Genomic DNA, 12,770 nt, shown 5'->3' with positions numbered 1-12,770 from the left:
TGAAAAAATCATAAAATTGTTTTAACTTAACGGCTATATAAAAATAAGTGTTGTGCCCAACAACCTTTTCATAATTTGCTTTCCGAGTGCCCCTTGTTTTAGGGGCTTTTTTTATTTTTAGGACTATTTTTTATGCTTATTGAACAAGGCAAAGTACTAAGTTATCACAATGGTATAGCAAAGGTTGAATGTTATACTAAGAGTGGCTGTGGCAGTTGCGATGCAAAGCAGGGCTGTGGTACACAATCACTATCTGAATTGACAGGAAGTAAAGTCGTTTCTTTATTAGATCTCGAAGTATTTGAAGAACTAAAACAGGGTGATATTATCAATATAGGTTTGAAAGAAAGTTCTCTATTAGTCAGCGTTATGTGGTTGTATTGTATCCCATTAACAGTATTAATTGTATCAGCGGTAGGATTTTCACAACTTTTTGCAAATGAGCTTATTGTTGCATTATTAACTATTACGGCAACATTGCTGAGTTTTGGAGGAATAAAATGGAAGCTTTCTCAAAAGAAACATTTTAACCCCCAAATTATATTTTTAGGGAAAGTAAATTAGCATTCAAATAATGAGCAATGTAATCCTCTAACAATTTTATCTACTTCTTCATTATTGACTAAAATACAGATATTGTTGCTACTTGCACCATAACTAATTAAACGTATATTATCCTTTTCTAATGCTCCAAACAGTTGTTTTGCGAGTCCTTTTTCTGTATGAAGGTTATTACCAATAATAGTAACAAGAGCAAGGTTAGGTTCGATTTGTACATTGCAAGAAATACTTAACTCTTCAATAATTTGTGGAGATAAGGAGGTAGTGGAACCTATTTTATCTAGTGTTAATGCGATGCTAATTTCAGAGGTCGTTACCACATCAATAGAAAGTTGATGTTTAGCTAATATGCTAAAAATATTGGCTAAAAAACCTTTGGTATGGATCATTCCCAGACTAGATAAAGTCACCAATGTTTGATCACCGCGTAAAGCAATGGCTCTGAATATTGGACGAGGTTGTGGATTTGAAGTTATCCAAGTTCCACCTTGTTCAGGATTTTTACTTGATCCTACAAAAACAGGAATATTGCTACGAACAGCGGGTAATAGCGTTGCAGGATGGAGTACTTTTGCTCCAAATGTTGCCATTTCAGCTGCTTCATTAAAGCTAATCGTTTCGATACGTTTCGCATTAGGTACAACCCTTGGATCCATCGTATAGATACCAGAAACATCTGTCCAAATTAATACATCATTCGCATTTAATACTTCTGCTAATAATGCTGCGGAATAATCACTTCCACCACGTCCTAGCGTAGTGGTTTTTCCATTATCATCTCGCCCAATAAAACCTTGTGTAACAATAACTTTTCCACTATCAAGTAAAGGTTTTAGAATTTCATTCGCTTGTTGTTGTGTTTTTTTATTATTAGGTAGTGCTTTTCCATAGTTGTCATTTGTAGCAACAATATCACGAATATCAACCCAAGTGGCATCAATATTTTTTTCTTTCAGTAATTGTGTGAAAATGGTGCTAGATAACATTTCTCCGTGGCTAATCAATTCATCACTTAATATACGAGAAGTTACTAATGTTGCAGATTCTGCAAGATTTGATATATGCTCTAATAGTAGTTCAATTTTATCTAAAATTTTATCTGGACATTGTAATTGATTGATGATACTAAATTGAATATCGCGTATATTATTTAAAATAGTTTTTAGACGATCTTCCTTACAACCATTTGCAAGTTCAACGAGATAGTCGGTAATTCCTGCAGAGGCAGAAAGTACGATAACGCGAGTATTTTTATCTGAAGTAATGATGTTAGCACAGGCAGACATTGCCTTAAAATTTGCAACACTGGTTCCGCCAAATTTGGCAACAGAGAGATGTGGCATAATAGTTTTAGTTCCCGTATTAAAAACCCCACATAAAATATATAGATGCAATCTTCTATATAAATTATGTCAAATAATAAATTTTTATTATAGAAAGTAGTAAAGTTAAGTTTTCATTTTATCATTTTAATAGTATGATTTCACCATTAAATATAGGATTAGTGAAAATATAATGATAGTTAAAAAACAAGCGGTAAGATTATTTTTATTTTTTACAATTTTTTGTATTAATCAGATGGCTTATTCAGTCCCTCGAATACCACAAGAATTACTTGTAAAAAGTTTAGTTTATTGTACAAATGCATCTGGATTTTCTTTTGATCCTCAAAAGGCAGATGTGGGCACCAATATGAATGTGGTGACTGAACAAATTTATGATAAATTGCTTGAATTTGATCCTGCTACTAATAGCTTAAAACCTGCATTAGCTAAAAGTTATAAAGTAAGTGATGATGGTTTGGAAATTACTTTTTATTTAAGAAAAAATGTTAAATTTCATACTACGGATTGGTTTAATCCAACACGTAACTTTAATGCGGATGATGTACTTTTTTCTTTAAATAGAGTGATGGGAAATGTTGATGACTTACCAGAATTAGAAGAGTTGGATCAAGTTAAATATAGCGATAAAAGTTATAATAATTATATTTTTCAAAGACAAGCACGCCGTACCCATTTCCCTTATTTTGAAAGTATTAATTTAAAAAGTAAGATTGTCAGTTTAAGTGCCCCTTCTAAATATAGTGTAAAAATTAGATTAGCTGAACCAGATGCTTCTTTATTGGCTCATCTTGCGAGTCAATATACCGTCATTTTATCTAAGGAATACGCATTACAATTGAGTTCTGATGATAATTTGGCACAGCTAGATCAACTTCCTGTGGGTACAGGGGTATATAAATTACAAAGTTATGTACACAATGATTATGTTCGTTTACAGAGAAATGAGAGTTATTGGGGTAAAAAAGCGAATATTGAAAATATCATTATTGATTTTTCTACAAGTAGTACTGGACAAATGGCAAAGTTTTTAAATCAAGAATGTGATATTTCTGCTTTTCCTGAGCCAAGCCAACTTTCTTCTTTGCCTAAAGGGTATTTAGTGAATATTTTTGGGGCTAATTTATCATTTTTAGCATTTAATAATCAAAGTATGAAAATGAATGATATTAAACTGCGTCGAGAAATTGTACATTCTATTAATCGTGAAAGATTAGGAAAACAGTTATTTTATGGTTTAGCAGAGGTCGCGGATAATGTATTACCAACGGCTCTTTTTCCTAATAGAAATGCAGATCACTATCCGTACTTCCCTAAAAATAATAAAGAAAAAATAAGAGAGTATTTAGAGCTTGTGCTTTGGGTACTTGATGAAAGACATGTTTATAATTTTCATCCTTTAAAAATGGCCGAGTTGATAAAATATGATTTAGAGAAAATAGGTATTAAGTTAAAAGTACGTCAGGTAAGTAGAACTTTTTTAGTACAACAATTGGCAAAAAGAGAAGCTGACTATGATATGATTTTAACAGGCTGGCTTGCAAACAATTACGATCCTGATAATTTTTTATCTGCTATTTTAGGTTGCCGTTCTCAATTTTCGGTTACAAATTTAGCGAATTGGTGTAATGATGAGTTTGAATATTTACTCAATCAAGCTAGAATAAGTGAAGATAATGATGAACGTATAAAGTTGTATAAAAAAATTGAGAAAATATTAAGAGAGGAATTACCTATATTACCATTACTTAATGCTAACCGTTTATTGGTCGTAAGTGATAAAGTAAGAAGTGTACAGATCAGTCCATTTGGTAAAGTAGATTTATCTAAAATCAAATTAATATCTCCAGTAAATAAATAGAGTTTGATATGTTATTCATTTTTATTCGTAAATTATTTTGGATTATAGTAACAGTTTTTATTCTTTCTATAATGAGTTACTCCATTTTATTAAAAGATCCGCTTAACTTACTGATTTACGATGGCGGTATAGAGTCTTATTTTTATTATATTACTTCTTTGTTAAGAGGAGATCTGGGTATAAGTTATAATTCAGGTGAACCGTTATTTAATCAAATATTAAGAGTGTTCCCAGCAACACTTTCGTTATGTTTTTCTGTGACTCTATTATCGTTACTTATAGGTATTCCACTGGGATTTTTGTCTGCTTATAATTCAAACAATCTTGTGGGTAAAAGTCTATCTATTTTGGGTTCATTAAGTTTAGCTTTTCCTGTCTTCTGGTTAGCAATTATTTTGCTTTATTATGCTTCTATAAATCAGTGGGAAATTGCAGCAGTGGGAGAGCTTAATCCAATTTATGAAATTCCAGTTGTGACCAATTTTAAACTGGTAGATATATTTTTAGTTGATGTACCTTATAAATTAAAAATAGCACAGAGTTTATTACGTCATTTAGCTTTACCTACATTGATTTTAGTTATTCCTGCGATGTTAGAAGTAATGAGAATGACTCAAGAACAAGCAATATATGTAATGAAGAAAGATTATGTTAAAGTTGCGAGAACAAAAGGATGGTCGGGGTTTAAAATATGGCGAATGCATATCGTTTGTAATGTACTACCTCCGATTATTCCAGCAATTGCACGTAATATTATTTTAATTTTTGCCTTTGCAATGTTAGTTGAGAATGTTGTAAGTTGGGGAGGAATTGGGTATTGGTTAATTAATGCAGTATCAGTGCAAGACTATAATGCCATATCTGCAGGTATTATTGTTATTGGGTTATTTATATTAACAGTGGATGTATTAGCAAGTTTTATCACAACGCTATTAGATCCTTCGAATAAAAAAGATTGGTATGTTAAATAAGAATGTAGAACAATTTAGAGAATCTGCGTATATTTTGCAATTTTTAAAAATTTTGCGAAAAGATATTGTTGCACTGATCAGTGTGTATTTTTTTGCACTTTTATTATTTTTAATATTTTTTGGTTATATTATTGCACCTTATTCAGCTCAACAGCAGTTTGTTGGTTTAGAATTAATGCCACCATCTTGGAGTGAGATTGGGCAAATTCAACACTTTTTTGGTACAGATGATCTCGGTCGTGATATTTTTAGTCGTATTCTATACGGTTTTTATTATACCGCAGGGGCTGCATTGGTTATTACCCTCGCTATTGCTATTGTTGGTGGTATTTTAGGTGTATTAGCAGGAACAAAAACACACTCTTATTTTGTGATATTACACCATTTATTTGATACATTTTTGGTTACGCCAACCTTACTTATTGCAATTATTATCGCTATTTTATTGGAAGCAAGTTTAGTCAATGCAATGATAGCGATTTTTTTAGCAATGTTGCCACAATTTATTCATAAAATTTATCTTGTTACGCAAAAAGAATTAAAAAAAGAGTATGTGGTAACTTTATATTTAGATGGTGCAACACGATGGGATTTAGTGAAACAAGTGGTGTTACCTAATTTAACGCCCGTTGCGATAAAAGAGTTATCACATATTTTTGTTTTAGCAATTTTAGATATTAGTGCATTGAGCTTTATTTCATTAGGGGCACAATATCCAACCGCAGAATGGGGGGCGATGATTAGAGATTCTATGGAATTGATTTATATTGCACCTTGGACAGTTTTTTTACCGGGAATTACTATTGTTATGGTGATTTTAATTGTAAGAATGTTAAGTAATAGTATTATTCGTGTACTAGAAATGCATCGTTATTAGAGTGTAAATTGGATATATTATGGCATTATTAGACATTCGTCATTTAACTATTGATATTGAAACCGCAAATGGGCGAGTAAGAATGATCGATAATATCAATCTTACTTTAGATAAAGGTGAGATTTGTGGATTAGTTGGAGAATCAGGCTCTGGAAAAAGTTTGATTGTCAAAGTTATTTGCGGAATGGAGAAAGACAATTGGATAGTAAAAGCAGATCGATTTCGGTTTGATAACATTGAATTGCTTAAGCTTTCAGCCTATCAACGTCGTAAATTGATTAAAGATGATATTTCGATGATTTTACAAAATCCCCGAGCAAGTTTAGACCCAAGTAAAACGATTGGTAAGCAACTTATTCAAAGTATTCGTTTTAATGGAAAATGGTGGAAATGGTTCGGTTGGAAAAAGAAAAAAACCATTGAATTATTACATCGAGTAGGCATTAAAGATCATCGAGATATAATGGAAAGCTATCCAATTGAATTAACCAATGGTGAAGCACAAAAAGTAATGATCGCAATGGCGATTGCGAATAAACCAAGATTATTAGTTGCAGATGAACCTACTAATATGATGGAAGCGACAACAGAACTGCAAATTTACCGCTTATTATCTAGTATGAATAAGAATTTAGGTACCTCTATTTTATTAGCAAGTAATGATATTTTAGGCATACATAAGTGGATGGATTCGTTTAATATATTATATTGTGGGCAAAATATTGAAATTGGAAGTAAAGATAAAATAATGGAAAATCCTTATCATCCCTATACTTCAGCATTGCTTTATAGTGTACCTGATTTTTCTTTACCAAGACCATTTAAAGAGAAATTAAAAACACTAAGTGGTGCAACTCCAACATTAAGCCATATTTATAAAGGATGTCGTTTAGGACGACGTTGTCCTTTTGCTCAAAAGAAATGTATTACGAAACCACCTTTATATCGAGTGAAGCAACGAGAGTTTGCGTGTTATTATCCATTAAATTACTCAGGATATAATCGTTTGAAAACAACAGATAAAACTCCGATACTACTTGAAAGTTAAAGTTATTTTGAACTATTGTCTTGCTAAAGGTTCAAAAAAGTATCTGATAGATAAAAAAGGAATAAAAAATTGAATAAAAAATTAATTAAAATCGCTATTACTGTACTATTTAGTTTTTTTGCTATAAATACTTGGGCAAATACACCAGCAGTATTAGAGTTACAAAAACGATTAAGCTTATCTTCACAATATAGTGCTGAATTTACTCAAATTGTACATTCAATGAAAGGGAAAGTTGTACAAAAAGGGAGTGGAAAACTTCAAATTAAACAGCCAAATTTATTTAGAATGGATACAATGAAACCTCAAGAAAACAGAATTATTTCAGATGGCAAAAATCTCTGGTTTTATGATCCTTTTGTTGCTCAAGTGACAGTAAATAGAATAGAAGATGTTATCAATAATACACCTTTTATTTTGTTAACGAGTAATGACCCAAATAATTGGAAACAGTATGATATTAAACAAAATTCAGATACATTTGTATTAAAGCCGAAATCTAAAAAGAGTACGATCCAGCAGTTTGATATCAGAATTGATCCTTATGGATTATTAAAAGGATTTAGTACTATTGAAAAAAATGGTCAAAGCAATCTTTATATGTTAAAAAATATTTCGACCAATAATATTAAAGTGGATCAATTTAAATTTAAAGTGCCAAAGGGCGTGGAAGTTGATGATCAACGCACAAAATAGGAAGTATTTTTTAGCGGTAAGATGTTGTAAATTTTTTGCAAAATCTTACCGCTATCAATAATGATAGGTAATAGTATGAAATCGCTTCAAAATCCACGAGATAAAAAGGAATGGCAACAATTTATTTCACTATTAGAACAAGCTGCTTTAGAAAATAAAGCAGAAGAATTACTCTCAATGTTACTTACTGCAGATGAGCGAAGTTCGTTAGGATTACGCGTACAAATAGTACGCCTTTTGCTCGATCAAGATAGATCTCAACGTGAAATACAACAAATATTAAATACAAGCATTGCAACAGTCACTAGAGGATCAAATATGTTAAAAACAATTGAGCCAGAAATGTTAGAATGGATAAATAAAAAACTTAATGATAGTCGGTAAAATTGAAAAAATATTGTGTGCATTATTGCGTTTTTTTCTTCCGAACAACGTTCGTTCAATAAAAAGTGCGTTATGGTTTTTGATTAGCCGATTTAGCGTATTCTTTCTTACATTAATAATATTTTTTTCCATTGTTCCAGTGCCTTATTCTGCTTATATGATTGAGAAAAAAGTAACTTCGTTATGGGATAATAAAACATATAATATTCAGTATCAGTGGGTCAATCTTGAGAATATTGCTTGGCAAATGCAAATGGCTGCCATTGCTTCAGAAGATCAGCGGTTTAAAGAACATTATGGTATTGATTTTAATGCTATTCAATCAGCATTAAATCATAATCAACAATCTCAAAAAATACGAGGAGCTTCAACAATATCCCAACAAATGGTTAAAAATTTATTTCTGTGGTCTGATCGTTCTTGGATTAGAAAAGCGATGGAAATCCCTTTAACTTTTGGGGTTGAAGCAATATGGGATAAAAGACGAATTTTAGAAGTGTATTTAAATATTGCAGAGTTTGGTAACGGTATTTTTGGCGTAGAAGCTGCATCATTACGTTTTTTTAAGAAGCACGCTAATCAATTAAATATAAAGGAAGCAACATTACTTGCCGCATCATTACCCAATCCGCATATATTTAAAGTAAACAAACCAGGGAAAATAATGCGTAAAAAACAACGCTGGATTATACAACAAATTCGTAATTTAGGTGCAACAGAGTATTTAAATCAGTTAAAATAACTATATGATATTAAATATAAAGGTTATAATACTTTCGGAAATGTATTAAGAGAAAAAAGATGATAAAGAAAATATTACAAGCAATAGGATTTGGTCTCTTTTGTGCCACTTTAATTGTATTTGTAGCACCTTACGTTAATAATCAATTGGCTTTAAATAAAGCTTCCTCTATTGTGAGTTATCACAATGCCGTCAAGATAGCCGCACCAGCAGTGGTGAATGTGTATAATCAATCTTTTGATCTTGCTTCTGGAAATAATGGATTACAAATAAGTAATTTAGGATCTGGTGTAATAATGACTGCATCAGGATATATTTTAACCAATAAGCATGTTATAGAAGATGCCGATCAAATTTTAGTAGCATTACAATCTCGCGAAGTATTTAGTGCCCAATTAGTAGGTTCTGATGCTTTAACGGATCTTGCTGTACTTAAGATTGAAGCGAAAAATCTCCCATTTATTCCTCAAAATGCTAAACGACCTATTCGTGTTGGTGATGTTGTTTTAGCGATTGGTAATCCTTTTAATTTGGGACAGAGTATTACTCAAGGTATTGTGAGTGGTATTGAGCGAAATGCGTTATCAGAAGGACGAAGACAGAATTTTATTCAAATTGATGCGTCAATTAATAAAGGAAATTCAGGAGGAGCATTAATTAATACAGCAGGAGAGTTGATAGGTATTAATACACTAAGTTTAGGTAAAAATACTATTGATATAGCAGAAGGATTAAATTTTGCTATTCCTATTACTTTAGCCAACAAAATAATGACAAAAATTATTCGTGATGGACGTGTAATTCGAGGCTATTTTGGTGTAGGGACAGAATTATTTTACTCCGCAAAACAACTTGGTGTTGCAGAACGGGGTGTTGTTGTAACATCGGTATTTGAAAATGGTCCCGCCGCAAGAGGTGGGGTTGAGCCAAATGATATAATTTTACGTATTGGTCACATTGAAGCAGAATTTCCCCGTCAAATGATGGAAGAAATTGCTGAAATAAAACCAGGAACCAAAGTTGATGTATTAGTATTAAGACAAGGAAAAGAAAAATTATTACAGGTCACTATTGGTGAGTTTCCAGAATCTTAATAGCGGTTACATTTCGATAAAAATTTACAAAATTAGGATAAATGATGAAAAATATAGTAATTACTGTTGATGGACCAAGTGGAGCAGGTAAAGGTACGCTTTGTTATGCACTGGCTAATCAATTAAAGTTTGATTTATTAGATTCTGGTGCAGTGTATCGTATATTAGCGTTGGCTGCAGTGAAAAAAAATATTATGTTTGATAATGAAGATATACTGGCTGAATTAGCTACGGGATTAGATATTCAATTTATACCTCGCAATGGAGAAGTTGTTGTTATTTTAAATGGAGAAGATGTGGGTGATCAAATTCGTAGTGCAGAAGCGGGTCAAAATGCGTCAAAAGTAGCTGCATACCCAAAAGTTCGCCAAGCATTATTACAACGTCAGCGTGATTTTAGTACTGAAAAAGGCTTAATTGCCGATGGACGAGATATGGGAACAGTCGTTTTTCCCAATGCACAAGTGAAGCTATTTTTAGATGCGAGTGCCGAAGAACGAGCAAAAAGACGTGTTAATCAGTTGCAAAGTAAAGGATTTAATGCTAATTTTGACAAAATTTTAGCTGAAATTAAAGAACGGGATGATCGTGATCGCAATAGAGCGGTTGCTCCTCTTGTTCCTGCTACTGATGCCTTATTATTAGACTCTACAAATTTATCTATTGAAGAAGTTATTAAACAAGCATTGGATTATATTCAAAAAGCAGTTAAAATATAATGTCTTTTCTATAAAATATATAGATTTGATTTAAACTTTATTCGTTTGACAATGGATTGTCGAACTTTTGTTATTAACCCCATTAAGCAGGATGCAAAATGGATGTTTTATTTAAGAAGATTTTATTATGACTCAATCTTTCGCTCAATTATTTGAAGAATCACTACAAGCTGGAACAGAACCTAAATTAGGTGATGTGGTAAAAGGAACAGTTGTTGCTATCCAAAAAGGCTTTATTTTAGTAGATGCTGGTTTAAAATCAGAATCTGCCGTCCCTGCTGAAGAATTTATTAACGCTCAAGGTGAATTAGAAGTTCAAGTTGGTGATGAAGTTGATGTAGTACTTAAAGCGGTAGAAGATGGCAACGGTGAAACTATCGTTTCTCGTGGCGATGCTAAACGCAATGAAGCATGGACTGCATTAGAAAAAGCTTTTGAAGCACAAGAATCTGTGACTGGCTTAGTTAACGGTAAAGTTAAAGGTGGTTTCACTGTTGAGCTAGACGGTGTTCGTGCATTCTTACCGGGTTCATTAGTTGATGTTCGTCCAGTACGTGACATTAACCTTGAAGGTCAAGAATTAGAATTAAAAGTAATTAAACTCGATCAAAAACGTAATAACGTTGTTGTATCTCGTCGTGCTGTACTTGAATCTGTAAGCAGTGCTGACCGTGAAGCGGTATTAGCAAGCTTAGAAGAAGGTGCTGAAGTTAAAGGTACTATCAAAAACTTAACTGATTACGGTGCATTCGTTGACTTAGGTGGCGTTGATGGTTTATTACATATCACAGATATGGCATGGAAACGTGTTAAACATCCAAGTGAAGTAGTAAACGTTGGTGATGAAGTTACTGTTAAAGTATTAAAATTTGAGAAAGAGCGTACTCGTGTATCTTTAGGCTTAAAACAATTAGGTCAAGATCCTTGGGTTGCTATTGCTGAAAATCACCCAGTAAACAGCAGATTAACAGGTAAAGTAACTAACTTAACTGATTATGGCTGTTTCGTTGAAATTTTAGATGGTGTTGAAGGTTTAGTTCACGTTTCAGAAATGGATTGGACAAACAAAAACATCCACCCTTCTAAAGTCGTAAGCGTTGGCGATACTGTTGAAGTAATGGTACTTGAAGTTGATGAAGAACGTCGTCGTATTTCATTAGGTTTAAAACAATGTAAAGCTAATCCTTGGGATCATTTTGCTGAAACTCACGCTAAAAATGATAAAGTTTCAGGAAAAATCAAATCTATCACAGATTTCGGTATCTTTATCGGTCTTGAAGGTGGTATTGATGGACTTGTTCATTTATCTGATATTTCTTGGAATGTTTCAGGTGAAGAAGCGGTTCGTAACTACAAGAAAGGTGATGAAGTTGAAGCCGTTGTATTACAAGTAGATGCAATTAAAGAACGTATCTCTTTAGGTATTAAACAGCTAGAATCTGATCCGTTTACAAACTTCCTTGATACTAACAAGCGTGGTGCTATCGTTAAAGGTACTGTGGTTGAGGTTGATGTAAAAGGTGTTAAAGTTGAATTAGCAGGTGGTGTTGAAGCCTATATTCGTGCAGCAGAAGCAACAAATGAAAAAGTGGAAGACATTACAACAGTAATTAGTGTTGGTGATGAACTTGAAGCTAAATTTACAGGTGTTGATCGTAAAGCTCGTATTATTAATCTTTCTGTTCGTGCTAAAAATGAAGCTGAAGAATCAGCAGCATTAGCAAAAGTAAACAAACAAGAAACTGTTGAAGTTCCTAATGCGTTTGCAGAAGCATTTGCCGCGGCAAAAAGTGAATAATTAATTCATATAAACGGATACATAATTGTATGTATCCGTTATTCCTTGTGAGGAGATAAATTATGACTAAATCAGAGCTTATTGAAATATTAAGCTATAAATTACCTCAACTTCAAGTGAAGTGTGTGGAGCAAAGTGTTAAATTAATTCTAGAGCAGATGAGTGAATCTTTGGAACAAAGACAGCGTGTTGAAGTAAGAGGATTTGGCAGTTTTTCTTTACATTATCGTCAACCACGAGTAGGTAGAAATCCTAAAACTGGAGAATCTGTAAAGTTAAATGCAAAATATGTGCCACATTTTAAAGCAGGAAAAGATCTTAAAGAACGCGTTGATTTTAGTTAATAAGATTGCCATAACACTTAAATAAAATAAGTAGGAGAAAAAAATGAAATACATTATAGGCTTAGTTATTGTTTTTGCCATTGTGTTAGTCGCCGTTACTATTGGTGCAAATAATGATCAAATTATCTCATTTAATTATATTTTGGCAAAAAATGAGTTACGTTTATCTAGCTTAGTTGCCATTCTGTTTGGTTTTGGTTTAATTTTAGGTTGGCTAATCACTGGGTTATTTTATCTTAAATTAAGAGTAAAAAATATTGCCTTAAATCACAGAGTAAAACGTCAAGCTAAACAAATTGATGAATTGACTTTATCGAAAGGTTAAGTAAATA

General features: G+C 32.5%; 14 protein-coding genes. 13 read left to right on the top strand and 1 reads right to left on the bottom strand.

The genetic code is table 11. The features are described 5' to 3' along the window. The first annotated feature begins 132 nt into the window (after positions 1–132). A complete protein-coding gene (locus U9966_RS07880) occupies positions 133–564 on the top strand; it encodes a SoxR reducing system RseC family protein (RefSeq protein ID WP_306347627.1) in 432 nt (143 codons plus the stop codon). Here U9966_RS07880 and lysC read toward each other — a convergent pair. Further along, complete coding sequence (gene lysC / locus U9966_RS07875; protein WP_306347628.1) at positions 561–1,904, bottom strand: lysine-sensitive aspartokinase 3; 1,344 nt, start codon at positions 1,902–1,904, stop codon at positions 561–563. The two genes, U9966_RS07880 and lysC, sit on opposite strands and share 4 nt — an antisense overlap. A 172-nt stretch (positions 1,905–2,076) precedes the next feature. Here lysC and U9966_RS07870 point away from each other — a divergent pair, with 172 nt between their 5' ends. The 12 genes from U9966_RS07870 (at position 2,077) to U9966_RS07815 (ending at position 12,763) form a co-directional block, all read left to right on the top strand. Continuing rightward, positions 2,077–3,765, top strand: coding sequence for an ABC transporter substrate-binding protein (locus tag U9966_RS07870; protein ID WP_306347629.1), 1,689 nt, complete (start codon positions 2,077–2,079; stop codon positions 3,763–3,765). An 8-nt stretch (positions 3,766–3,773) separates the two neighbouring features. Then, entirely contained in the window at positions 3,774–4,736 is a 963-nt protein-coding gene (locus U9966_RS07865; RefSeq protein ID WP_306347630.1) for an ABC transporter permease, read from the top strand. Then, entirely contained in the window at positions 4,726–5,613 is an 888-nt protein-coding gene (locus tag U9966_RS07860; protein WP_211597470.1) for an ABC transporter permease subunit, read from the top strand. The genes U9966_RS07865 and U9966_RS07860 overlap by 11 nt, the downstream gene beginning before the upstream one ends. A 19-nt stretch (positions 5,614–5,632) precedes the next feature. After that, positions 5,633–6,661 (top strand): oligopeptide/dipeptide ABC transporter ATP-binding protein, encoded by a 1,029-nt coding sequence (locus U9966_RS07855; protein WP_306347631.1) that lies wholly within the window; start codon positions 5,633–5,635, stop codon positions 6,659–6,661. A 69-nt stretch (positions 6,662–6,730) separates the two neighbouring features. Then, a complete protein-coding gene (lolA, locus tag U9966_RS07850; protein WP_306347632.1) occupies positions 6,731–7,357 on the top strand; it encodes an outer membrane lipoprotein periplasmic chaperone LolA in 627 nt (208 codons plus the stop codon). 75 nt (positions 7,358–7,432) lie between these two features. Next, a complete protein-coding gene (gene trpR / locus U9966_RS07845; protein WP_211597473.1) occupies positions 7,433–7,741 on the top strand; it encodes a trp operon repressor in 309 nt (102 codons plus the stop codon). Next, positions 7,731–8,483 (top strand): monofunctional biosynthetic peptidoglycan transglycosylase, encoded by a 753-nt coding sequence (gene mtgA / locus U9966_RS07840; protein ID WP_407675208.1) that lies wholly within the window; start codon positions 7,731–7,733, stop codon positions 8,481–8,483. The genes trpR and mtgA overlap by 11 nt, the downstream gene beginning before the upstream one ends. A 59-nt stretch (positions 8,484–8,542) precedes the next feature. Beyond that, the gene (gene degS, locus U9966_RS07835) at positions 8,543–9,577 is read left to right on the top strand and encodes an outer membrane-stress sensor serine endopeptidase DegS (RefSeq protein ID WP_306347634.1); all 1,035 of its coding nucleotides are present in this window, start codon (positions 8,543–8,545) and stop codon (positions 9,575–9,577) included. Between the two features lie 44 nt (positions 9,578–9,621). After that, positions 9,622–10,296: a (d)CMP kinase gene (gene cmk, locus U9966_RS07830; protein WP_306347635.1), complete on the top strand. Its 675-nt coding sequence runs from the start codon at positions 9,622–9,624 to the stop codon at positions 10,294–10,296. 127 nt (positions 10,297–10,423) lie between these two features. Beyond that, positions 10,424–12,094 carry a 30S ribosomal protein S1 gene (gene rpsA, locus U9966_RS07825; RefSeq protein WP_211597476.1) on the top strand — a complete coding sequence of 557 codons (1,671 nt, stop codon included), beginning with the start codon at positions 10,424–10,426 and terminating at the stop codon, positions 12,092–12,094. 62 nt (positions 12,095–12,156) lie between these two features. Further along, on the top strand, positions 12,157–12,438 hold the full coding sequence (locus U9966_RS07820; protein WP_211597477.1) for an integration host factor subunit beta: 282 nt from the start codon (positions 12,157–12,159) through the stop codon (positions 12,436–12,438). Between the two features lie 43 nt (positions 12,439–12,481). Continuing rightward, positions 12,482–12,763: a LapA family protein gene (locus tag U9966_RS07815; protein ID WP_306347636.1), complete on the top strand. Its 282-nt coding sequence runs from the start codon at positions 12,482–12,484 to the stop codon at positions 12,761–12,763. The last annotated feature ends 7 nt before the right edge of the window (positions 12,764–12,770 follow it).

This window comes from Pasteurella atlantica, assembly GCF_963693435.1.
Taxonomy (GTDB): Bacteria; Pseudomonadota; Gammaproteobacteria; order Enterobacterales; family Pasteurellaceae; genus Phocoenobacter; species Phocoenobacter atlanticus.
The sequence above is the reverse complement of the archived record's forward strand: the minus strand, read 5'-3'. Positions and strand labels throughout refer to the sequence as shown.

Bases quoted from the DNA above. Each gene is read 5' to 3' on its own strand.
- U9966_RS07880 (WP_306347627.1), top strand. From the start codon at position 133: ATGCTTATTGAACAAGGCAAAGTACTAAGTTATCACAATGGTATAGCA.
- lysC (WP_306347628.1), bottom strand. From the start codon at position 1,904: ATGCCACATCTCTCTGTTGCCAAATTTGGCGGAACCAGTGTTGCAAAT.
- U9966_RS07870 (WP_306347629.1), top strand. From the start codon at position 2,077: ATGATAGTTAAAAAACAAGCGGTAAGATTATTTTTATTTTTTACAATT.
- U9966_RS07865 (WP_306347630.1), top strand. From the start codon at position 3,774: ATGTTATTCATTTTTATTCGTAAATTATTTTGGATTATAGTAACAGTT.
- U9966_RS07860 (WP_211597470.1), top strand. From the start codon at position 4,726: ATGTTAAATAAGAATGTAGAACAATTTAGAGAATCTGCGTATATTTTG.
- U9966_RS07855 (WP_306347631.1), top strand. From the start codon at position 5,633: ATGGCATTATTAGACATTCGTCATTTAACTATTGATATTGAAACCGCA.
- trpR (WP_211597473.1), top strand. From the start codon at position 7,433: ATGAAATCGCTTCAAAATCCACGAGATAAAAAGGAATGGCAACAATTT.
- degS (WP_306347634.1), top strand. From the start codon at position 8,543: ATGATAAAGAAAATATTACAAGCAATAGGATTTGGTCTCTTTTGTGCC.
- cmk (WP_306347635.1), top strand. From the start codon at position 9,622: ATGAAAAATATAGTAATTACTGTTGATGGACCAAGTGGAGCAGGTAAA.
- rpsA (WP_211597476.1), top strand. From the start codon at position 10,424: ATGACTCAATCTTTCGCTCAATTATTTGAAGAATCACTACAAGCTGGA.
- U9966_RS07820 (WP_211597477.1), top strand. From the start codon at position 12,157: ATGACTAAATCAGAGCTTATTGAAATATTAAGCTATAAATTACCTCAA.
- U9966_RS07815 (WP_306347636.1), top strand. From the start codon at position 12,482: ATGAAATACATTATAGGCTTAGTTATTGTTTTTGCCATTGTGTTAGTC.